We start from the raw sequence: 21,826 nt of genomic DNA, 5'->3' as shown, positions 1-21,826 counted from the left end.
TTTATGCTTTTAGCATTTGCTGTGCTTTGACGATGGAGATGGCCACATCAACGATACGTTTGCGTTCGTTCATTGCTTTTTTGCGTAGCACATCGTATGCTTCCGCTTCCGGGATGCCGTTTACTTCCCCCAGTATTCCTTTGGCCATATCAATCCATTTGCGTTCTTCCAGTCGAGCGGTCAGTTGCTTGCGTTCACTTTGCCAATGCTGGCGTTCAAAAAAGCGTTTGGCACTAAAATGAAGAGCCCAATTCAGCTCATGGGCTGCCATTGAAGGGGTTAGAATGCCATCGACAGTGACATCAGCTTCACAAGCCTCTGTCGATGATAGCGCTGATTCTGCGCTGCACCACCAGAGCAATGGGACCGCTTTGGCTTGCTCCAGCCTGTCACTCCATATGCTGATAGTGCCGACAGGTATGTTTAGTACCGCCGCATCTGCATTAAGGATTAGCTGTTTGATTTCGGATTCATTGCGGCAGGGCAGAGTTAGGTATCCGTTGGACTCTAAAAGGTACTCAGGTCCTGCCTGCCATGAGGAAACGGCGTGTGTCTGCTCAGATACATGGTCAGAATGTAAGTGAATTACCAACAAGGAACGCAAGCGGGCTCCTCCTCTCTGTAACATGAAGGGTAGTTAGGGATGGGGATGGTATTCATTGATAACAAATATGACATGAAATTTTATCTGTTTGCTTATTTTTTTCACCATCATCAAATTAAAACGGACTTTTAAACCATTTTGGCGTGTTTTGGTCTGAAAATCAATCCTAATTTTGTAGGAGAGTGATATTTTATACGTCATAGATATGTTACATGGTGATAAAATATAATTTTTTATAAGATATTGCGTAAGGAATGTTGACATATCATTTGAACCATTATATATTAGCTACAGTACTTTTTAATTCCATACTCTGATGGATACAACGGCGTATTCGATGAAACGGCAATGGAGCCTGTTTTCTCATGTGAGGGATATTTTGAATCCCCATATGTGAAGCAGGCTTTTTATGTTTTAAGGATACAAATGGAAGGGGAGTGACCTGATGAACGATATCCAAAAGTTAGTGTTGATCGGCAACGGAATGGCGGGAATACGCACTCTCGAACATTTGCTGAAGCTTGCACCAGGTAGCTATGAAATTACGGTATTCGGGGCCGAGCCCCATCCAAACTATAACCGGATCATGCTGTCCTCCGTTCTGGCGGGAGGGGCTGGTTTGCAGGATATTGTCATCAACGACTGGAGTTGGTATGAAGACAACAATATTCGATTGTATACCGATGATCCTGTCACAGCTATCGATACGGAAAAGCAGCAGGTGACGTCGCGCTCCGGCGTATGCATCTCTTATGATTTGTTGTTGTTGGCAACAGGTTCTAAAGCCTTTATTCTGCCGCTTCCAGGAGCCGACAAGGAAGGTGTTATCGGTTTTCGGGATATTCGTGACTGTGAAACGATGATGGAGACCGCAAAGACACACAAAAAAGCAGCCGTCATCGGCGGCGGATTGCTTGGGCTGGAGGCAGCTAGGGGGCTGCTTAACTTGGGGATGGACGTCACGGTTATTCATATTAACGGATATATTATGGATCGGCAGCTGGATGAGGCTGCTTCCCTTATGCTACGGCGCGAGCTGGAGGAGCAGGGAATGACTTTTCTGGTCAATAAGCGGACGGCGGCTATTACGGGGCGTCGCCGCGTGGAAGGGTTGAAATTTGCCGATGGCAGCGAGCTGGAAGCAGATCTGATCGTTATGGCGGTAGGCATCAAACCAGACATTGAACTGGCGCTGTCGGCGGGGATCCCTGTAAACCGCGGCATCATCGTAAATGATTACATGGAAACGAATATCCCCGGAATCTACGCCGTTGGAGAATGCGCAGAACACCGGGGAATCACTTACGGGCTGGTTGCTCCATTATATGAGCAAGGTGGTGTACTGGCTCAGCGGCTCGCGGGAATGGAGATTCCCGGCTACAGTGGTTCTGTTACCTCGACAAGGTTGAAGGTATCGGGTGTCGACGTGTTTTCAGCAGGGGATTACAAGGATGAACCGGGAACACGTTCCCTGCGGTATCAGGATGATATTGGCGGCGTCTACAAAAAAATCGTGATCAAGGAAGAAAAACTGATCGGAGCTGTTCTGTTTGGGGATACGTCTGACGGAGCCATGCTGTTTTCTTTGATCAAAAGTGGCGAGTCGGTGGTTGGCCGAGAGAAAGAGTTATTACTAGGCTTCAATCCCGGTCAACCTGAAGCTAGTGGCGCCATGATGCTAGAGCAGATGCCTGATGACGAAATTGTATGCGGATGTAATGGTGTATCCAAGGGTGACATTGGAGAGGCGGTTGCGGCTGGCTGCCGGAGTGTCGGGGAGATTAAGGCATGCACGAAGGCATCGGCATCATGTGGCGGCTGCAAGCCATTAGTGGAGGGACTCTTACAGCTATACGCAGGCGCAGAAGCCGGAGAAACGATGAAAGAGGGAATTTGTAGTTGTACGACGCTTGACCGGGAAGCGATCATTGATAGCATTCGGGAGATGGGATTGAAGAGCGTCAAAGAAGTGATGAATGTGCTGGGCTGGAACGAGCCAGAAGGATGTACCAAATGCCGGCCGGCCCTCAATTATTATTTAGGTATGCTATGGCCGCTGGATTATGAGGATGAGAAGGAATCCAGATTCACGAATGAACGGTACCATGCCAATATACAGAAAGATGGCACCTATTCTGTCGTGCCCCGCATTTATGGAGGAGTTACTTCACCTGCCGACCTGAAGAAAATTGCTGCTGTCGCAGAGAAATACAATGTGCCTCTGGTGAAATTTACGGGTGGCCAACGTCTTGACCTGCTTGGTGTGAAGAAGGAGGATTTGCCGGGGATCTGGGCCGAGTTGGATATGCCGTCTGGATATGCCTATGGAAAGACGCTGCGAACGGTTAAGACGTGCGTAGGTAACACCTTTTGTCGCTTTGGCACTCAGGATGCTATGGGTATGGGTATCCGGTTGGAAAAGGCATTTGAACGTCTGAATGCGCCATCCAAAGTCAAACTGGCTGTATCTGGTTGTCCGCGTAACTGTGCTGAAGCGACGATCAAGGATTTGGGCGTCGTTGCTATTGACGGTGGCTGGGGGATCTACGTTGGAGGTAACGGCGGTATTAAGGTTCGGGCAGCTGAACTGCTTTGTACCGTTAAAACTGAGGATGAAGTGATGGAATGGACCGGTGCCTATCTGCAGTATTATCGCGAGCAGGCCAATTGGAACGAACGCACAGCCCATTGGGTAGAACGGGTCGGAGTTGAATCCATCAAACACGCACTCGCGAATGCAGAGACGAGGAAGCAACTGGTGACCAGAATTGAGGAGACGTTAAGCACGACGACTGACCCGTGGCACGAAATTATTCACAACGAAGAGCTGCGCAAAAATTTTGTGCAACTGCCGGAACTTAAGCCAGTAATGGAATAGGGGGCTGACAAAATGGAGACTAATACGACAACCAACAGAATCAGAATAGCTGATCTGAACGAAATTGACCGACGTGGAGCAAGGGCAGTTCGCATTCATAATACAGAGATAGCTGTATTCCGTCTGAGCGATGGCAGCGTGCATGCGCTTGAGAATCGTTGTCCGCACAAAGGGGGACGGTTATCCGAAGGAATGATATGTGGCTCAACGATCCATTGTCCACTCCATGACTGGAAAGTCGACCTTTCCACTGGCCGGGTGCAAGAGCCGGATACTGGATGTGTGACTGCTTACCCCACGGAGATTGACAGTGAGAGCGGGGAGGTTTATATCGTAATCTAAGAGTTCTATGCGTATTGTGCTGGAGGTTCTGCTTTTTTTTCTTCTATATAATAGAAGGATCAAGGTGAAAGGCTTTGTTGAAGAAGTAGGCATCATTTTGATTGAAAAATAGGTTATTGACTAAATCTTAGTCAATAACCTATTTTCTTTTCACAGGATAACTGAATTTATCTCGAGACAAACAAAAAAGCCTTGAGTATCAAGGCTTTTGACGAATAGGACGGATGGGGATCGAACCCATGACCCTTACCCTGTCAAGATAATGCTCTCCCGCTGAGCTACCGTCCTGCGGTTACTAGATAATATCATGTATTAACCATATATGTAAAGTGGAAAAATAGAAGTCAGCCTGTACTTCATGACCATTTATATATATAATTCGAATTTAGCGAGTTTGCAATTTGGAATTAATGATAGGGGGAACAGATGATGGCCGCAGAAATTATAAGTGTAACAACAGAGGAGCAGCTACAGAAGGCAATATCGATCCGTACCAAAGTGTTTGTCGAAGAGCAAAAAGTTCCTCTCGATTTAGAAGTTGATCATTATGACAAGCTGGGAGATACGGCCCATCATTTGCTAATTTGTGAACATGGTGAAATGGTGGCCACTGGTCGGTTGACATACTATGAGGAAGATACAGCTAAAATGCAACGTATTGCCGTTCTCAAGGAGCATCGTGCCGCAGGCTATGGACGTGTATTACTACTAGCACTGGAGGAACGTGCACGTGAATTGGGGCTAAGATACTCGCTGCTAGATGCCCAATGTCAAGCCGAGAAGTTTTACGAAAAGCTCGGTTATGAGACGATCTCCGATGAACCTTTTGACGATGCGGGAATACCGCATGTACGTATGCGCAAAAAGTTGTAGTCGACAGCGTAAGGTGCATACAAATCTGTACAATGCGCATGCTAGTAAAAGTTCCTCCACTATACTATGGATAAGGAGCGATACAGCATGGCTAATACAGAACGGGAGCAAATTACAGCAGTACGTAAAAACGGGGATGGCGACCTTACGTCTTTTCAGACATCTACCGGTCGGATTTTAGATTATAGCCAAGCATTGAACGAGATTGAGGCAGGCTCAATTGCAGGCGTTAACGTGTTCAAGGCCAAGGATGGAAGCAAACGAATTCGGGGAGATGCCGATGGAGATCCCTCTAATAACCTGGATCAACTGCCATTGTTCTGACCTTAACTCGCAACATTAGAATGCAAGTTCATCATTATATTCAAGAACAGCAAGCCGCCTGGCTATCCTTTGTAGGAAAGCCAGGCGGCTTTTGTTAATTGTTCAAGCTGTATTTAGTATGCTACTCTGTACGTTCCAACTCTGTAAGTTGATATACTCGTTGCTGCTCCAGAAAGGACATGACCCCTGCCTTCTCCCTGAACTGTTCCATATCATCACTATAGTGCATTAGATGAATCCGTTCTTGAAGAGATGGCGCCAAGCTTAGCAGCTCGTCCAATGTCGTATGGACTTCTCCAGCGCCTTGTAATTGAACCTCATGGAGAATACTCCGACATCCTCGTTCATGCACCAGATGATGAAGCAAATCAGGGTCAAAAACCATATCTGCACTATAAAAAAGGCGGTCATTAATGAATATGGAATAACTGTTTTTACCAGGAATATGCCTTGTAGGGATTAGCTCCACCTGAATACCGGATACTAATGTAGTGGGTACACCAGGCGTTATTACGTTTACCTCGAATACATCTTCAAGCTTGTCAATCATACCCTGCTGTGACATTCCGCCCTTGAGTGTATGCTCCCATAAAGGGTAGATTAGTGGTTCGGCAATATAAAGTAGAGGCTTGCGACGATGGAGAATGTTCATTTGAAAACCGAATTCCTCCAAACCTCCGACATGATCTGCGTGAATATGTGTGATTAAAATTGCGTCAATATCAGGCAAAGGGACGTCCATTTGGTGTAATGCTAAAGAAGCGGTTGTACCGCAATCGATCAGCAATTTGCCTTCTCCGCTGTCCAGCAGCGCGTTGTTGTTGTAATAATGCTTGGCAAAGGCACTGCCTGTGCCAAGCATTTGTATCGTTAGGCTCATTATGGATTTATCCTCCAGACTTTGTGTACTAGGACTTCTACAGTCGTATTTTATCACCTATGCTACCGGAACTAAAGATTTGGCTCCTTATGTAAAAACTTTGGACAATTTGTGAAACACAGCGCAACTTGTGCGGCTGAGCTAGGTATAAATGTACGACAGAAGGTTTTAAACAGATGACGATGGAGGGATTAGTAGTTATGAAATGGAGAAGAGTGATGGCCCTGATGATGGCCTTTTCAATAATGGGAGGGACCGCCATTTCGGCGGAATCCGCCAAGGACCAAGTGCAGTTGATTATTAATGGAGAAGTGTCAAAAGATGGTGCAGTTGTCATTGATGGGAAAACCTATGTGCCCATCCGTGATTTTAATGGACTTGTCAATTTTGATCCATCCGGTGGAAAAGTTGTTTTCGACCAGCCGAACGTGCATATGTTCCTGTTCAAGGGAGATACTGTGTTTGGTAACGTGAATAAAGGCAATAAAGTGAAATTTAATGTATTTAGTCAAATTGATACCTTGAAAACAGATATCTCCGGAGTGAAGGTAGCGATCACCGACCCTTCGGGCAACGTGAAGGATATTCAGTCTCAAGATATCAAAGGAGCGCAAAAGGATAACTTCTGGTTCCGTACGAACGACTTTACGTATGATTTCAAAACAGCAGGGAATTACCGGGTTGGTTTCTATATTAAAGAGAGCAAAGACGGCAGCTATACCTTGGTGTCCGAAAAAGTCATTACAGCGATAAATTAGGCATACCACAAATTGACCTGCACCCTTGATCATGTTACGATACGGGGGAAAATAAAACAATTTGAAGGTAGGTATTTCCATGAGTGATCACAAACATGAACACGGTGAAGCCTGCAACCACGATCATGACCACGAACATGAAGAAATGGTTCTTACGCTAACTGATGAAAATGGTAAAGATGTAGAAATGGTGCTGGTAGAGACCTTTGACGTAGAGGATCACATTTATGCTCTTCTGCTTGAGCGAGGCAATCCCGAAGCGGATGGCATTATTCTTCGTATGGAAGAAGAAAACGAAGAAATGGTGCTTTACAATATTGAGGACGAAGATGAGTGGAAACGTGTAGAAGCTGCATATAGCGAGCTTGTTGCGCAATACGAATAGAATTGGATGTAGCAGCTGTATAGCTCTTTAAGAAAAAAAGCCCCCGAATGGGGGCTTTTTTTCTTGACTATCAACATGTTTTTTAAGCATGTATTGACAGTTCAATATTATGAAATAGCGTCAGTTTCGACGATAACCTTCACCTGATGTACTGTTCGGTCCTCAGGTCCTTTAACAGGCAGGCCTACTTCTACATGATCAACAATATAATCAATATTGTCCTGCGAAATAACTTCTCCTGGCAGTAAGATTGGAATACCAGGTGGATACACATAGATGAATTCTGCAATAATGCGACCTGCAGATTCCTTGAAAGGCACGATTTCCGTATCTCCATAAAAAGCGTCTCTTGGAATGAGGGAGAGCTGAGGGATATCCGGTATCTTTACAACTAGCTCATGCTCCTGACCTGTGGAATAGTGCAGAGAAGCCAGCTCACGCAGAGCTTTCAACAAAATTTCAATTTCCTCTTTGGTATCACCGGGGGTCACCAAACAGAGAATATTGTACATATCGCTAAGCTCAACCTCGATATTGTAGTGATCTCTCAGCCAATTTTCCACATCGTATCCGGTAAGGCCCAAATGGCGGATATGAACCGTAATTTTGGTTGGATCATAATCATAGGTAGCTTCCGTGCCAAGAATTTCGCTGCCAAAGCAATATAGCCCTTCAATCTTGTTGACCTCTGAACGACAATATTCAGCCAATTCCAGAGCATGTTGTGCTATTTCATGACCGTTAAGGGCTAGATTACGTCGGGATGTGTCCAACGAAGCCAGCAGAATATACGAAGTCGACGTTGTTGTCAGCATACTGAAAATCGTTTGTACACGCTGTGGGTTAACGTATCCGTTTTTCGTATTTACATTCAGAATTGAGCTTTGAGTCAAGGAACCACCCAGCTTGTGAACGCTTGTAGCTGACATGTCTGCTCCCGCCTCCATGGCGGACATCGGTAGATCAGAGTGAAAATGAATCAGTACTCCATGAGCCTCATCGACCAGGACCGGCACATTATAGCTGTGAGCGAGATCTACAATTTCCTTCAAATCGGCGCACACACCGTAATATGTCGGGTTGATAACAAGGACGCCCTTGGCGTCAGGGTGACGTTCCAATGCCCGGCGTACGGACTTGGTTGTAACCCCGTGGTGAATACCGAGATTCTCATCACTGACTGGAGAAATAAATACTGGTTTTGCACCAGCAAAGATAATGGCAGACATTATAGATTTGTGTACGTTTCTGGGTACAATAATTTTATCACCTGGCAAGCAAATGGACATAATCATGGTGATGATGGCTCCGCTTGTCCCCTGTACACTGTAATACGTATAATCAGCTCCGAAGGCCTCTGCTGCAAGCTTTTGAGCTTCTTCGATGACGCCTGATGGCTGATGCAGATCGTCCAATGGAGCGATGTTGATCATATCTATGGAAAAGGCATTATCCCCCATAAATTCGCGAAATTCCGAATCTGCTCCCACTCCCTTTTTATGACCTGGGATGTGAAATTGAACCGGGTTGCTCTGAGCATGCTTTTTCAAAGCAGTAAAAAGCGGGGTGTTGCTTTGATTCATTAGTGTTGTCACAACCTTTCGTGCAGGATTTCGACAATCCTGTGCAAGTGATAATAGAACAAAATTGAGTATAGCAGTTTGAAGTAGGAATGCAAGCGATTGAAGGCGCATTTATTTGCGAAAGAGTGGAGTAGGCTGAGAACCCGGTCTATACAGCCAAAAAACGAAGGTGGAGGATGTGGATTAGATGAGGCAAAATGGACGAAAAAAAGCTCCGAAGCGGCTGTGGACTCCTTTTTTTAGCAAATTGTGGGTTTTGGTATTTCTGGTCGAATTTATGAAAGGATCTCTTCTGGTATCCATCCTGCCGGTATATATGGGAGAAACGCTTGGTTTGTCGGCCGGGATTATTGGTTTGGCCTTTTCGCTTCAGTATTTTGGAGACAATGCGTTTCGGGCACCGGCGGGTTGGATGGCTGAACGGCTCGGCTACCGTGGAACGATGTCGACCGCACTGTTGTTTACGCTTGTAGCGATTATTATGCTGAGAGTATTGACAGAGCCCGTGTGGCTCGTCGTTGCGTGTCTGCTGCTCGGTCTGGGCACTTCTCCGCTCTGGCCTTGTGTTATGACCGGAACGACCGAAATGTCCGGGCCTAATAACAGCAATGGCGCGGCGATGGGCACACTGGAAATTGCGTCTATGGGTGGAACGGGATTGGGTCCGCTCATTATGAACTTTGCCATATCCCACTATGGGCATTCTTACGGCATGGTGTTCATGATTTTGATAGGATGCAGTATTGTATTGTTGTTGGTTGCTCTTATGCTGCCAGGACCGAAAAGGTCTCCTGATAAAGGTGACCTCGAACAGAGCGCTCTAGTGTCGTCTGATGGGTACACAAAGCAGAAACAGCAAATTCTGAAAGGAATCCAGGAGACGATCGGTGTGCTCAAAACAAAGCTTAACGTCAATCCGTTAATTTACCCGGCGCTATTTTTGCAGTCTTTTGTTATCGGTTTGATCAGCCCCGTACTGACGCTGTACGCTCGGACGGACCTCGGGATTTCACCAAACCTGTACAGCGTGCTTCTGATTGCAGGCGGTGGGGTGACTGTGCTGGCACTGATCCCTTGTGGCAAGTTGGTCGACAGACTTGGAACGGAGTATTTTCTACATGTTGGCTTTTTGCTAGCCGGAATTACGCTGTTTTTCTTCTCAATCGTTCGATCTATTCCGCTGGTGTTTGTATCCGTGGCGCTTATTGGTTTGGGATATGCGCTCATTTTGCCTGCATGGAACACCTTTCTTGCCCGATTGATTCCGGAAAGCGAGCGAGCAACGGTGTGGGGCTTTTTTTTAACACTTCAAGGCTCCGGCATGGTTATAGGCCCGCTCGTTTCAGGAGTGCTATGGGACCGTGTCGGACACACCGCTCCATTTATCATCAGTGGGGTCGTGATGCTGCTCATGTTTGGCTGCCACCTGGCTCTGGCGCGCAATCCACGCAGGAAGAATGTGGAGGCCTGAACAGCGCCTTGAAAAGCGGCGAGGGCTACTCTTTCGAGAAAGACATTCGGTACAGCGGCAGCAAATGCTCAAAGGTAGAACGCACTGCCTGTAATAATGCAGCCCCGTCGCTGGCAAGTGGATCTTCTCGGTCAATACGGATTCCACACATGACCTCCGCTTTTTTTACCTGTTGCAGCTTATGGATGATCGTTTGAAAATCTTCATTATCCATATGTTGTTGTTCTGTGCCTTCCGGAGCCATATGATCCATGGACCAGTAAAAATGATCAGGCAGGTTAGAGCGCACATCGCTCAGATTGGCTTCGAGTGCCTGGGCAAATGTAGCTTTGTTAGGACTTTCATAAATAATTGCAAAAATAACGAATAGGTGGGAAGCGAACATACCTACCTCAAAATGCGGCAGCGCCTTGTACCCGCGCTTATTTGCCGCCCAGGCTACCCAAGTATCTTTGGGTGGATTGACTTTGCGTCGTGCATGCTTGGCGACGTGAACGTGCATAGGCTCTCCACATAAGTCCGTCAGAAATGGGGCTAATTCCTCGCCAATTGCCTCCAGCTTGGGCCGAACCTGCTGAATCAGCACTTCCATACGAGGCTCCAATCCCGGTATTTCAAAAACATCGAAGTCCTTTGCAGTAAATCCACTAAATGTCATTCCTTTTCCTCCTGTAACTGGGTTAAGCCATAACGTGTGGCGTAATATGTCCAATTATAGCATAATGCCGCCGGGCTTGGCCGACTTTAGACTAGGTTTGAAACAAGCATATAAGGCAAAAGTAGGATTGTTCGCTGTTACTCATAAAAATAGGTCAAATAACCAAGTACCCTTACATAAAATGAAGTATAAAATAGAGCAAGGGAAGATCAAGCGGGAAAGCCGCAGGCTTGCTGTAGCCGGACTTCTTGAATCGGACTTGAAAAAGGAGGGAATGCCGTGAACAAGGGCTGTGAGGTAGAATATTGCAATCTAGAGCTCCGGTTTAGCCGTCGGCATATCCATAATCTGATCAAGGATTTGATATCGGAAGGGTATTCGCTGTACTGGAGCGAGGATGAGTCGTACCTGGTTTTGTCGGTGAGAACCGGGCGTAAGCTGGTGAAGCTCCGTTTTCAACAGCTGCGCACAGGACACTACAAGTTGGCTGGAGATTATGTAATCCGCGATGCCAAGCTGGCTGAGTGGTTGGAGAAGCTGATTGGAAGCACCCGAGGTCATGCCATTGTCAAAAGAGTCAAGGATCATCATATTTTGGTAGAAAATATTTTGTTTGGTGAGGTCATTCGTCTGGTCGAGGTTACAGGCTTTAAGCAGCGTGTCATTTATCAGAAGGGACCGGTGCTGTCCGCACAGGAAATGGAGGATATGTACGCTTCCAATGAAGGAGAAACCCGACTGCTGCTGCTTAAAATGGAAGTGGACGATGAATTGGAGAAGCTGTTCATAGCGATGACAGACGGAGATAAGGCTAAAATCGGGAATTGCCATGAACGCCTGCAAACGCTATCCCACCAACTGCTGATGATGGAAGCGTAGTACATCTGAACACCTCATGTAAATGGGGTGTTTTGATCTGTGAATAGACAGGGGTTCACTTCTTACATCAAAAACGTTAAAATAGAAGTGCACGTGTTCCGATTCACATAAAGTGTAATGCGGTAAAGCGGCGATATAGAAGACAAAATATGTTGCAAAGGATGAGGAACCAGATGGCAAAACAGCAAATTGGTGTGATCGGCCTGGCGGTAATGGGTAAGAATTTAGCCCTTAACATTGAGAGCAGAGGCTTCACCGTCTCGGTTTTTAACCGCTCTCCAGAAAAAACGCACGATCTTATCAAAGAAGCAGAAGGTAAAAAACTGACGGGTACTTTCTCTATTGAAGAATTTGTGAACTCATTGGAATCCCCCCGTAAAATCCTGATCATGGTTCAAGCTGGTAAAGCAACAGATGCCACGATTGAACAGCTTGTGCCTCATCTGGACAAGGGCGACATTATTATAGACGGAGGCAATGCCTACTTCCCTGATACACAGCGCCGTAGCAAGGAGCTGGAGGAAAAAGGACTTCGCTTTATTGGTACAGGCGTATCCGGTGGTGAAGAAGGTGCCTTGAATGGTCCTGCTATCATGCCGGGTGGACAGGAAAGTGCCTATAAACTGGTAGAGCCGATTCTAACGGCAATCTCTGCTAAAGTGGAAGGCGACCCTTGCTGTACATATATCGGTCCTGACGGTGCTGGTCACTATGTAAAAATGGTGCATAACGGTATCGAGTACGGCGACATGCAATTGATCGGTGAAGCGTATCACTTGTTGAAATCAGTCCTGAATGTGAATGCGGAAGAGCTTCATGAAATCTTCACGGAATGGAATAAAGGGGAACTGGACAGCTACCTGATTGAAATTACAGCTGACATTTTTTCCCAGTACGATGCTGAAACAGGCAAGCCAATGGTAGACGTTATCTTGGATGCTGCTGGTCAAAAAGGTACAGGTAAATGGACAAGCCAAAGCGCGCTGGATCTGGGTGTGCCATTGTCCATGATTACCGAATCCGTATTCTCCCGCTTCTTGTCTGCTATGAAAGACGAGCGCATTGCGGCAAGTAAAGTGCTGAGCGGTCCTAATGCTGAGTCCTTCAGCGGCGACAAAAAAGAATTTATCGAAAGTGTACGTAAAGCACTGTTTGCAAGTAAAATCGTGTCCTATGCTCAAGGTTTCGCTCAAATGCGTGCAGCTTCCGATGAATATGATTGGGATTTGAAATACGGAAAAATCGCTATGATCTTCCGCGGCGGTTGCATTATCCGCTCGCAATTCCTGCAAAACATCAAGGATGCATATGACCGCGATCCTGCCTTGAAAAACCTGTTGCTGGATTCTTACTTCAAAAATGTAGTTGAAACGTATCAAGATGCATGGCGTCAAGTGATTTCCGTGGCTGTATCCCAAGGTATTCCAGTGCCTGGCTTCTCCAGCGCGCTTGCATACTATGACAGCTACCGCACTGAGCGTTTGCCAGCAAATCTGCTGCAAGCACAACGTGACTACTTCGGTGCCCATACGTTCAAACGTGTGGACAAAGAAGGCGTATTCCATCATCAATGGTTCTAATGAACGGACGGATATGCATGAATAGCATTATGTAATACAACGGAAGCTTTTTTGCCCTATGGGTAGAAGAAGCTTCCGTTTTTTAATTTTTAATTATGGATATCATTCTAGGGTAGTAGAGGATTGTGTAATCTTTTGAGGCTATGGTATGATAGGGACAGAATATTTTAATGCATTACCGCGTCTAAGCTTTGAGTTAAAACAAAAGAGACGGGAAGTTCCCGTCTCTTTTGTTAAGTAGGTTTTCTATTGCTCCTGTGACCATTGCAGCATGCCGCCGGTCATGTTAGTACAGCCTTCATAACCTAGCTGCTGTAGATATTCGCAGGCTCGTTCACTGCGATAACCGCTCCGGCAAATAAAGATAATTTCACCGGTGCGTTCAATTTCTTCAAGACGACCCGGAAGCTGTCCGAGCGGAATGTGCTTGGCACCTTCAATCATGCCTTCCGCTACTTCTTCCGCTTCGCGGACGTCGATTAATTGCAATTGCTCTCCTGCTTGCAGACGTGCGCGCAACTCAGAAGGTTCAATCAGGGCGATTTGCGTCATGGCCGGACCTCTTTTCTGATATATATTGGGTGCTACGTATGTTTTTGACGTGTGCAAAATGTCACACACACTCTATGTATGATAGCTAAGCTATCTCTAGGCTGTCAATCGGCTTAATCCTAAAGGCAGATAAAGATTAATTAACCGACGGAATTCAACTTGGGGGACTTAGATTAATATTTCTTATTTTTTGGGTGGAGAAATGAATGCTACAACTTGTATAATTAACGTAAAATAGGATGGTTTGAACCGAAAAGGAGCATGTACATTATGGATGTTATCGTTAGACCTACCCCTTCCTTGCAAGGAGAGATTGGGGCCCTGTCCTCCAAAAACTACACTACTCGTTATCTGCTCACTGCGGCACTTGCTGAAGGACAAAGTACCATTTATTATCCAGCCCATAGTGAAGACAGTGATGCTATGCGTCGTTGTATCGCCGATCTGGGTGCAGTACTGGAAGAGGATGATGAAAAAATAGTGATTACAGGTTTTGGTAGCCATCCTCAAGCTGTGAAGGAATTGAATGTGGGAAACGCAGGAGCGGTGCTCCGTTTTTTGATGGGTATTGCATCTCTATGTCCGGATGTTACATTTGTTAATACATATCCCGACTCATTGGGCAAGAGACCACATGATGATTTAATCGATGCACTGGGGCAACTGGGCGTGAAAGTAGATCATCGTGAAGGTAAGTTGCCAATTCGTATTCAGGGTGGTCAGGCGAAGGGCGGTAAAATTCAGGTGTCCGGCTCGGTTAGCTCACAATATTTGAGCGCCCTGCTATTCCTTACGCCTTTACTGGAGGAAGACAGTGAAATCGAAGTGCTGCATGATTTGAAATCTAAGGTGGTCATTGGGCAGACTCTGGAGGTATTGCAAGAGGCTGGTATTATCATTCATGCAAGCGATGATTACATGTCTTTCCGTGTCCCGGGGCGGCAATCCTACCAGCCACGTACGTATACTGTACAGGGAGACTATCCAGGGAGTGCAGCGGTGCTGGCGGCTGCTGCAGTAACGAATTCCGATGTTACCATCCATCGTCTTAAAGAGCAGAGCAAACAGGGAGAACGCGCTATTGTAGATGTGCTGCGTATGATGGAAGTGCCACTGACACATGAGAACGATACCGTCGTTGTTAAGGGCAATGGCCGATTGAAAGCTGTTGAGTTTGACGGTGATGCTGCAACAGACGCTGTGCTTGCAATGGTGGCTGCGGCTGTATTTGCTGAAGGCACGTCCCGTTTTTATAACGTGGAGAATTTACGGTATAAGGAATGTGACCGCATTACCGATTATTTGAATGAGCTGACCAAGGCTGGAGCTCGGGTAGAAGAACGTCAAACGGAAATTATCGTACATGGCAGACCGGAGGGTGTCGAAGGTGGCGTGGAAATTAACGCGCACTTTGATCACCGTGTTATTATGGCCTTGACGATTGTTGGTTTGCGCGCACAGAAGCCGTTAGTGATTAAGGATGCACATCATGTCGCCAAATCGTATCCGCAGTACTTTGACCATTTAACGACGCTTGGTGCTTCTGTAGAATGGGTAAAATAAAAACAAACGAAGATGCGAATAGGAGGGAACAGAATGGCTTTTGAAAATCCGTCGAGAGAAGAGATTAAAAGCATTTTGGAACAAGTAGGCAATATTGCGGTTGTTGGTTTGTCTGATAAATCGGACCGTACCTCATACATGGTTTCTTATGCCATGCAGAAGCGGAGATACCGGATTATTCCAGTTAACCCTGCGGCGGCAGGGCAAACGATTCTTGGGGAGACTTGTTATGCCAGTCTTGCTGAAGTACCTGAGCCTGTGGAGCTGGTCAATGTATTCCGCCGCAGTGAATACTGTGCAGAGGTTGCGCGTGAAGCAGCTGCTATTGGAGCTAAGATTTTGTGGCTTCAACAGGGAATTATAAGCCAGGAAGCCGCTGACATTGCGCAGGAGCATGGAATGACGGTTATTATGGATCGTTGCATTAAGGTGGAGGACTCAGTGACCCAAGCTGTACGTAAAGGATAAACATGGATCAGTGATCTGTGCTATACGCAGATGAATAAAAACCTTCTTCCCTTGCTTCACAGGGTTGAAGGTTTTTGGTGCGAAACGAGGAATATGGTACAGTATATTATACTTTCAGGAATCCATATAATGTATGTATGTCTTGATGATGAAATTGCTCTAAACGGATTCATAGTGTTATCTGTTGTGATGATAAATTTTTTGACCTGTAGTAGCGTAAATAAATATTTTGGCAGATGGAATCATTGCTTTGACAAAAGTATTTATTCGGCTTACCATCAGGGATAGAAAGGAGAGGAATGCCATGAATTGGCTCGGATCCTTACAACAGCTCGGTCGTGCTGTCATGCTCCCGACGATGGTGCTACCAGCCGCTGCAATATTGCTAAGTCTCGGCAGCCTTCCTTGGTCCACATGGGGATTCCCTATGGTGTCTGATATGGCAAATGCGGCTGGACACGGGATTTTTTATTTTTTGCCATATTTATTTGCGGTTGGTGTTGCCCTGGGTATGTCGAATCAGGCAGGTCAGGCGGGACTGGCAGCATTGGCTGGTATGGCTATATACGATCAGGTCACATTGAGATTTGGAAACGGACTCATTCAACCGGCGACGCTCATTGGTATCATTTTGGGGGTCATTTCAGGGGTGGCCTATAATCGCTTCAAAAGCATCAAATTGCCCGAGGTGTTTCAATTTTTTGGAGGTACCCGATTTGTTCTGCTGCTTATTGGCCTCTTCTCGGCTGTGTTTGCAGGACTCATGCTAATTATTGCCCCACTCATACAGAGAGGGCTGCAATTTATAGTAGGTCTGGAATCAAGCTTGGGCGGCTTTGGACTGTTTATCTACGGTATTCTATACCGGTTGCTGGCGGCCTTTGGTCTGCACCATCTGCTTAATAATATTTTTTGGTTTCAACTGGGTACATATAAAACGCCGTCTGGCAACGTTGTGCAGGGCGATTTACCCCGGTTTTTTGCTGGCGATCCGACAGCGGGCTATTTCATGTCCGGGTTGTTCCCCATTATGATGTTTGCCATCCCTGCCATTGCGCTAGCGATCATTCAGGAAGCGCGTGAAGATTTGAAGCCAAAGGTGCAAAAAACATTTTTGACAGCTGCGCTTGTTTGCTTTTTTACTGGAGTGTCGGAACAGATTGAGTTTGCATTTTTGTTTGCTGCTCCTTATTTATTCCTCGTTCATGCAGTTATGTCTGGGCTGGCCATGTGGCTTACCTTTGAGCTGGATATTCATCACGGATTTTCCTATTCGGCGGGTTTTATAGATTATGTCCTTAATTTTCATCTCTCACATAACGCCTGGTTGTTAATTCCAGTGGGGGTGGCGTACGGGCTTGTGTATTATGTACTGTTTCGATGGGCTATCCGGCGGTTCCGTATTCCAACTCCTGGGCGCGAGGAAGGTTCGGTTCTGGAGGATTGGGCCGGCAATATTCCTTATAGTGCTCCGCTTATTTTGGAAGCACTTGGCGGGAAGGAAAATATTGTGCAGGTAGAGGCCTGCATCACACGTTTGCGGCTGACCGTCCACAATGACAGGCTGATTGATACCGGAGCGATGAAGGCTTTGGGATCGGCCGGGCTTATCAATCTGGGTGGGGGTAATTTGCAGGTTGTATTCGGAACGTATTCAGAACTGATTCGTGAGGAAATCGCGAAGCTGATGGAGCGTGATCTCCCTCAAATTTTGTTCAACGCTCCTGTACATGGAAAAATGCTACCGATTCATGAAGTGCCTGACAAAATTTTTGCGACGAAGCTGGTTGGGGACGGTGTTGCTTTTGTTCCTGAACGCGGTGAACTTGTTTCTCCGGTGTATGGTACTGTGATGCACTTGTATCCGACTATGCACGCTTTAGGCATCTCCACACGAGAGGGACTTGAAGTTCTACTTCACATCGGGATTGATACTTCACAGCTAAAAGGGAATTTTACTGCTATGGTAGAAGCAGGCGATACGGTGGAACCGGGGCAATTGCTGATCAAATTTGATTTGCAGGCGCTGCGAGAGCAAGCTCCATCGCTGGTGACTCCTATGGTCATCACGAATCCGGATCGCGTCAAGTCGTGGAGCTTTGCTCCGTTTAAAACAGTGAAAAAAGGTCAGGCCTCGGTAATGTCCGTTGTGCTGCATGACAGGAATGTTGGAGGGGTAGAAACATGATAGAAGGCATCGGCGCCGCAGCAGGTGTGGCAATCGGGAAGGCATTTGTCCTGCCGAGCTGGGAGTGGGATTTACCTGATCAAAAAATGGATGCGGTAGATCTTGCAAAGGAATTTGAACGGTTGTATGAAGGGATACGCACATCCAAAAGTGAGATCCAGTTTATTAAGGATGAGTTTCGAGAGATGGTGGGGCCGGAGGAATCCAGCATTTTTGATGCTCATCTTGCGATATTGGAAGATCCAGAATTCATGAATGAAATTCGCGGAATTATTGAGCGTCAGTATAAGGCGGCTGAGGTGGCCGTGAAGGAAGCCATTGATCATTTTGTAACAATGTTTGATTTACTGGATGATGAATATATGAAGGAGCGGGCAATCGATATCAAAGATGTGGGAAACCGGCTGCTCAAGCATTTGCTGGGTGCACCGGAAGTGACTCTTCCCAAGGATACACAGCCCTATATTCTGGTAGCCAAGGAGCTCTCACCCTCCCAATCGGCACACTTGAATCCTAGCTATGTTTTAGGGATTGTAACTATGAATGGTGGTAAAACATCACATTCTGCGATCATGGCCCGCGCACTTGGTATTCCACTCGTTTCAGGACTGGAGAGCAATCTGAATTTGCCCGTTCAAACGGGAGATATGATGGTTGTGGACGGAGACCTGGGCAAAGTTTATGTGAATCCGGAAAAAACGGTAACTGATCATTATAAAATTTTGCGTGACGAGCAGCGACGCAGAAAAGAGCAGCTTCAGGTACTTGCTTCTGTAGATGCCGTGACCAAGGATGGAACCACCCTGAGGCTGGCGGCCAATATTAGTTCGATTAAAGAGCTGGAGGCAGCTTTGAAGCATGGCGCTCAAGGTGTGGGACTGTTCCGCACGGAGTTTTTATACATGGATCGCAAATCTGCTCCAGATGAAGAGGAGCAGTATGAAGTATATCGGCTGATAGCGGAAAAGGCAGGAAACCACTCTGTAGTCATCCGTACATTGGATATCGGTGGAGATAAGCCGTTGGATTATCTTCAACTACCAGAGGAAGAAAATCCTTTTCTAGGTTACCGTGCTATACGGATCAGTCTGGATTGGAAGGAATTATTTAAAACCCAGTTGACTGCAATTTTGCGAGCCAGTGCAACGGGAAATATCAAGGTAATGTATCCGATGATCTCATCCGTGGAGGAGGTCCGCCAGGCAGATGCTCTTTTGAAGGAGGCTATGGCGGATTTGGATGCAAGAGGGCTTGCCTATAATCCGAACATTCAGCGTGGAATCATGATTGAGGTACCGGCAGCAGCGATGATCGCTGATCTATTGGCAGCTGAAACAGATTTTTTTAGTATCGGAACGAATGATCTGGTTCAGTATGTGCTGGCTGTAGATCGTATGAATGAGCAGATTGCACATATGTACCATCCATACCATCCAGCTGTACTTCGAATGTTGCGCATGACTGCACAAGCGGCACATCAAGCAGGAATTGATGTGAGTGTATGTGGTGAGATGGCTGGAGATGAACGGTCCGTTCCTCTTTGGCTGGAACTGGGTATACATCAACTCAGCATGTCTCCCCAATCTTTATTGCGGGTCAAACATCGTGTGCTGAATACGACTGCATCTGAGGCAAAGACAGTCGCTCAGGTTTGCTTTGGCATGTCCACTGGTGCAGCGATCGAAGACAAGCTCACCGCAGCTAATGTCAGCTGCACTCCGGCCGGGCCTGGACGGCAGTAATATCTAATGTCCGTATACATCTTCAGGAGGAACCGAACTCCGTACTGTTAGGTTTGTCGTAGCAAACCTTAATGGCGTAGCATGGTTTAGATGAAAAAGAACCTTCAACACCACTTTATTCATGGTTTTGAAGGTTCTTTTTTTCATCTTGTTGACAACCTCTTGTGATTATGGAAAATTCATAATTAGCAATTATCCTCATTCCATTAGATTGGGTTATTCAAGCCCTGAGTGTCAGGACTTATTCTCTTATTTCCGGGTGTTATCTGCTAACAAATCGCAGAATGCTTTTCCGTAAGGTGGAAGATCAGGCGGCCGACGAGCAGATACAATATGTCCATCCGTTACAACTGCCTCATCCTTCCAAATAGCTCCTGCATTCTCCATATCATCACGAATACCTGGTGTGGAGGTTACCGTAACACCATCCAAAATTTTAGCAGAGATCAGTACCCAGCCTGCATGGCAGATTTGTCCAATTGGCTTATGAGCAGCATGAAACTCCTGTACGAGTTGAATTACTTTGGGATAGCGGCGCAGTTTATCAGGTGCCCAACCGCCAGGGACGAGAATCCCGTCATAATCACTGCTATTCAGTTCCTCAAAGGCATATTCCGCTTCAGCAGGTACGCCATATTTTCCAATATATTTTTTACCCTTTTCCGCACCGCCTAAATGCACTTCTGCGCCTTCTTCACGAACACGGTAAATCGGATACCACAGCTCCAGATCCTCGAATTCCTCATCCACTAGGGCGATAACCTTTTTTCCGGCAAGTCTTGACATCCAACCATCCTTTCGTGCGTCACATGATGACACCTCTGTTTTGTAATCTGTACTTTTACATCTTAAGAAAAAGAACGCCCAAAGTCCATTCCTTCGCAGATTCTTATGTTAGTAGTCTGCTTTTTGACAGCAATTGTCGTCATTTTCTGACCCGCCAAAGCTTTGGTAATTTGTTCATAGCTGCAATCTGTGGAAGGATTTGAGGTCCCAAAGTCGAAATAAAACTAAGGTATGATAGATTTAATGGAGTTAACAAATATTTATTAGACTAGTAGATAGATATATTTGGATTCTGACGAGGTCCTCGTATAGTTTGATCCTACGTAATGAGGTGGTTAAATGCATAAGCAATGTCAATGTGGCAAACCGATGGGGCTGGAACTGCGAAAGGTAATCTATGCGGGCAAGGTTGAAATTTTGCACGTCCCTGTATTCTCATGCTCGTCATGTTTTTCCAGTGAGGTTTTGCAGCATGTGACGAAAGACATTAAGGCACTATTACAAAGTCTAGGGAGCAAACCTACGGCACGGAGAATATCTTTTGCTCGCAACAATGAACTGGCAGAAATCATTCGCAAGCTTGTACTGGAGGAAGCGGACAATCCCAATGTGGATTGGCAATCTGCTTTGGAGGAGCGGATGGAGCTTCGAATTAATCTCTTATTGGATCTTTATCGATATGCGAGAAGTCTGGGAGACGAAGATTGGATGAATGATGTAGAGAAAAAATTGGTTCAATTATCCGGTTTTACCAGTAAATCGGTATTTACGAATACAAAAAACTAAAAAATATGAAAATTTTCATGGTCACCATTGGATTTTACATGTTCTTTTTGTTACGATGAGAATAGGCCATACGACAAGACACAGAAAGGAATGTATATCCAATGGCGACGATGACAAAAATGACTACTGTTCAACAATTAAATACGGCTCTGGAAGCGTCATCAGACAAGCCGTTGCTTCTCTTTAAACATAGCACACGTTGTCCGATAAGTGCAGGCGCATATCAGGAAGTGGAGTCCTATTTGCATGGCGCTCCCAACGAAAATATTGAATACGGTATCATTTATGTAGTAGAAGATCGGCCGGTGTCCAATGAAACCGCGGACAGGCTTCAGGTGAAGCATGAATCCCCGCAGGCCATTTTAATCAAGGACGGAGAGGCTGTTTGGCATACATCCCATTCGAATATTACAGCCCGTGCACTCCACGATCATCTCACATAGATAGAATGTGTGCTGTCGTTGCATAAAGTAGTATTTTGTCGTATCATGGTTCTAATTAGTTGATCTAGGATTCGGTTGAAAAT

General features: G+C 46.0%; 21 protein-coding genes and 1 tRNA gene. 15 read left to right on the top strand and 7 right to left on the bottom strand.

The window, feature by feature from the left end; genetic code table 11:
* Position 1: 1 nt before the first annotated feature.
* Positions 2-604 (bottom strand): ANTAR domain-containing protein, encoded by a 603-nt coding sequence (locus MHI21_RS16220; protein ID WP_061828979.1) that lies wholly within the window; start codon positions 602-604, stop codon positions 2-4.
* Between the two features lie 445 nt (positions 605-1,049).
* Between MHI21_RS16220 and nirB the strand changes: the two genes are divergently transcribed.
* Positions 1,050-3,482, top strand: coding sequence for a nitrite reductase large subunit NirB (gene nirB / locus MHI21_RS16215; RefSeq protein WP_342418515.1), 2,433 nt, complete (start codon positions 1,050-1,052; stop codon positions 3,480-3,482).
* 12 nt (positions 3,483-3,494) lie between these two features.
* Positions 3,495-3,824, top strand: a complete 330-nt coding sequence (gene nirD, locus MHI21_RS16210; RefSeq protein WP_342418514.1) for a nitrite reductase small subunit NirD — start codon at positions 3,495-3,497, stop codon at positions 3,822-3,824.
* Positions 3,825-4,040: 216 nt separating this feature from the next.
* Here nirD and MHI21_RS16205 read toward each other — a convergent pair.
* A tRNA-Val gene (locus MHI21_RS16205) sits at positions 4,041-4,112 on the bottom strand.
* Between the two features lie 141 nt (positions 4,113-4,253).
* On the opposite strand from MHI21_RS16205, the gene MHI21_RS16200 reads away from it, so the two are divergent.
* Together MHI21_RS16200 and MHI21_RS16195 are read left to right on the top strand one after the other, a co-directional pair.
* A complete protein-coding gene (locus MHI21_RS16200) occupies positions 4,254-4,697 on the top strand; it encodes a GNAT family N-acetyltransferase (protein ID WP_342420215.1) in 444 nt (147 codons plus the stop codon).
* Positions 4,698-4,784: 87 nt separating this feature from the next.
* On the top strand, positions 4,785-5,021 hold the full coding sequence (locus MHI21_RS16195) for a DUF3892 domain-containing protein (protein ID WP_013371899.1): 237 nt from the start codon (positions 4,785-4,787) through the stop codon (positions 5,019-5,021).
* A 121-nt stretch (positions 5,022-5,142) separates the two neighbouring features.
* Here the strand turns inward: MHI21_RS16195 and MHI21_RS16190 are convergent, their stop codons facing one another.
* Positions 5,143-5,901, bottom strand: a complete 759-nt coding sequence (locus tag MHI21_RS16190; RefSeq protein WP_342418513.1) for an MBL fold metallo-hydrolase — start codon at positions 5,899-5,901, stop codon at positions 5,143-5,145.
* A 200-nt stretch (positions 5,902-6,101) separates the two neighbouring features.
* On the opposite strand from MHI21_RS16190, the gene MHI21_RS16185 reads away from it, so the two are divergent.
* Together MHI21_RS16185 and MHI21_RS16180 are read left to right on the top strand one after the other, a co-directional pair.
* The gene (locus MHI21_RS16185; protein ID WP_013310940.1) at positions 6,102-6,659 is read left to right on the top strand and encodes a hypothetical protein; all 558 of its coding nucleotides are present in this window, start codon (positions 6,102-6,104) and stop codon (positions 6,657-6,659) included.
* A 79-nt stretch (positions 6,660-6,738) separates the two neighbouring features.
* Positions 6,739-7,044: a DUF1292 domain-containing protein gene (locus tag MHI21_RS16180; protein ID WP_061828984.1), complete on the top strand. Its 306-nt coding sequence runs from the start codon at positions 6,739-6,741 to the stop codon at positions 7,042-7,044.
* A 107-nt stretch (positions 7,045-7,151) separates the two neighbouring features.
* On the opposite strand, the gene MHI21_RS16175 is transcribed toward MHI21_RS16180, so the two are convergent.
* Entirely contained in the window at positions 7,152-8,627 is a 1,476-nt protein-coding gene (locus MHI21_RS16175; protein ID WP_342418512.1) for an aminotransferase class I/II-fold pyridoxal phosphate-dependent enzyme, read from the bottom strand.
* Positions 8,628-8,814: 187 nt separating this feature from the next.
* Here MHI21_RS16175 and MHI21_RS16170 point away from each other — a divergent pair, with 187 nt between their 5' ends.
* Positions 8,815-10,098, top strand: coding sequence for an MFS transporter (locus MHI21_RS16170; RefSeq protein ID WP_342418511.1), 1,284 nt, complete (start codon positions 8,815-8,817; stop codon positions 10,096-10,098).
* A 25-nt stretch (positions 10,099-10,123) separates the two neighbouring features.
* Here the strand turns inward: MHI21_RS16170 and MHI21_RS16165 are convergent, their stop codons facing one another.
* On the bottom strand, positions 10,124-10,756 hold the full coding sequence (locus MHI21_RS16165; protein ID WP_025724011.1) for a DUF1054 domain-containing protein: 633 nt from the start codon (positions 10,754-10,756) through the stop codon (positions 10,124-10,126).
* A 279-nt stretch (positions 10,757-11,035) separates the two neighbouring features.
* On the opposite strand from MHI21_RS16165, the gene MHI21_RS16160 reads away from it, so the two are divergent.
* Positions 11,036-11,635 (top strand): hypothetical protein, encoded by a 600-nt coding sequence (locus MHI21_RS16160; protein WP_165177417.1) that lies wholly within the window; start codon positions 11,036-11,038, stop codon positions 11,633-11,635.
* A 173-nt stretch (positions 11,636-11,808) separates the two neighbouring features.
* On the top strand, positions 11,809-13,215 hold the full coding sequence (gene gndA, locus MHI21_RS16155; protein WP_013310934.1) for an NADP-dependent phosphogluconate dehydrogenase: 1,407 nt from the start codon (positions 11,809-11,811) through the stop codon (positions 13,213-13,215).
* Positions 13,216-13,461: 246 nt separating this feature from the next.
* Here gndA and MHI21_RS16150 read toward each other — a convergent pair whose 3' ends face one another.
* Positions 13,462-13,767 (bottom strand): rhodanese-like domain-containing protein, encoded by a 306-nt coding sequence (locus tag MHI21_RS16150; RefSeq protein ID WP_010345522.1) that lies wholly within the window; start codon positions 13,765-13,767, stop codon positions 13,462-13,464.
* Between the two features lie 270 nt (positions 13,768-14,037).
* On the opposite strand from MHI21_RS16150, the gene aroA reads away from it, so the two are divergent.
* From aroA to ptsP, 4 genes are all read left to right on the top strand, one after another.
* Positions 14,038-15,330, top strand: a complete 1,293-nt coding sequence (gene aroA / locus MHI21_RS16145) for a 3-phosphoshikimate 1-carboxyvinyltransferase (protein WP_250261019.1) — start codon at positions 14,038-14,040, stop codon at positions 15,328-15,330.
* Positions 15,331-15,363: 33 nt separating this feature from the next.
* Positions 15,364-15,798, top strand: coding sequence for a CoA-binding protein (locus tag MHI21_RS16140; RefSeq protein WP_342418510.1), 435 nt, complete (start codon positions 15,364-15,366; stop codon positions 15,796-15,798).
* 304 nt (positions 15,799-16,102) lie between these two features.
* Positions 16,103-17,986 carry a glucose PTS transporter subunit IIA gene (locus MHI21_RS16135; protein ID WP_061828992.1) on the top strand — a complete coding sequence of 628 codons (1,884 nt, stop codon included), beginning with the start codon at positions 16,103-16,105 and terminating at the stop codon, positions 17,984-17,986.
* Positions 17,983-19,728 carry a phosphoenolpyruvate--protein phosphotransferase gene (gene ptsP, locus MHI21_RS16130; protein ID WP_342418509.1) on the top strand — a complete coding sequence of 582 codons (1,746 nt, stop codon included), beginning with the start codon at positions 17,983-17,985 and terminating at the stop codon, positions 19,726-19,728. The genes MHI21_RS16135 and ptsP overlap by 4 nt, the downstream gene beginning before the upstream one ends.
* A 249-nt stretch (positions 19,729-19,977) precedes the next feature.
* Here the strand turns inward: ptsP and MHI21_RS16125 are convergent, their stop codons facing one another.
* Positions 19,978-20,514: a type 1 glutamine amidotransferase domain-containing protein gene (locus MHI21_RS16125; protein WP_341163849.1), complete on the bottom strand. Its 537-nt coding sequence runs from the start codon at positions 20,512-20,514 to the stop codon at positions 19,978-19,980.
* A gap of 339 nt (positions 20,515-20,853) precedes the next feature.
* Between MHI21_RS16125 and MHI21_RS16120 the strand changes: the two genes are divergently transcribed.
* Both MHI21_RS16120 and ytxJ read left to right on the top strand, forming a co-directional pair.
* A complete protein-coding gene (locus tag MHI21_RS16120; RefSeq protein ID WP_061828994.1) occupies positions 20,854-21,300 on the top strand; it encodes a hypothetical protein in 447 nt (148 codons plus the stop codon).
* Between the two features lie 101 nt (positions 21,301-21,401).
* Positions 21,402-21,743: a bacillithiol system redox-active protein YtxJ gene (ytxJ, locus tag MHI21_RS16115; protein WP_061828995.1), complete on the top strand. Its 342-nt coding sequence runs from the start codon at positions 21,402-21,404 to the stop codon at positions 21,741-21,743.
* The last annotated feature ends 83 nt before the right edge of the window (positions 21,744-21,826 follow it).

Source organism: Paenibacillus sp. FSL H8-0168, from assembly GCF_038592955.1.
Taxonomy (GTDB): Bacteria; Bacillota; Bacilli; order Paenibacillales; family Paenibacillaceae; genus Paenibacillus; species Paenibacillus polymyxa_B.
The sequence above is the reverse complement of the archived record's forward strand: the minus strand, read 5'-3'. Positions and strand labels throughout refer to the sequence as shown.